The 653-nt window shown below is 46.7% G+C and carries 1 protein-coding gene; it reads right to left on the bottom strand.

The window, feature by feature from the left end:
- Window positions 1-573, bottom strand: a 573-nt coding sequence (locus HX793_RS32120; protein ID WP_178905600.1) for a DDE-type integrase/transposase/recombinase, incomplete at its 3' end; no start/stop codon positions are given.
- Window positions 574-653 lie beyond the last annotated feature (80 nt).

Raw genomic sequence — 653 nt, 5'->3', positions numbered from 1 at the left:
ACACCTCTCGCTTCTTTCTGCGAGTTTGTCGTGAGTCTCTCGTCTAACGAAAGCCTCACAACCCCAGACTTTGATATGTGCTAACGAGGGAACTTTCCCCGTCCACATCTCATGAGGTGTTTTGGCAACCTTCTTAGTTGGGACAAGATTGAGGATGTGGGCGGCAGTCTCTAAGGCATACCCCCAGAAGTGGATGGGAAGCGAAGCTCGACTCATCATGGAACGAACCATGTCCAACAGGGTTCGGTTGCGCCTCTCCGCAACACCGTTCAACTGTGGTGTCCTGGGAGGTGTCAACTGCGAAACTATTCCGCATTCCTTTAGATAGTCTAGGAACTCGATACTAAGATACTCTCCGCCTCTGTCGGACCTGAGCATCTTTATCTTCCTGCCTAATTGATTCTCTACTTCGTTCTTAAACTCTTTGAACTTTTCAAAGGTGTCCGACTTGTGCTTGATTAAGTAGATATAACCGTATCTACTAAAATCGTCGGTAAAGGTCACGTAGAACCGCGTGCCATCCTTTGTGGTTGATCTGAATGGACCACACACATCCGTGTGAATGATGTCCAACAGACCCTCACCTCTTTCAAAAGATCATTTGAAAGGTGATTTAGTCATTTTGCCCAACAGACAAGATTCGCATACATCAT

It is taken from the genome of Pseudomonas reactans (genome assembly GCF_013387025.1).
In the GTDB taxonomy this organism is placed as follows: domain Bacteria; phylum Pseudomonadota; class Gammaproteobacteria; order Pseudomonadales; family Pseudomonadaceae; genus Aquipseudomonas; species Aquipseudomonas reactans.
The sequence above is the reverse complement of the archived record's forward strand: the minus strand, read 5'-3'. Positions and strand labels throughout refer to the sequence as shown.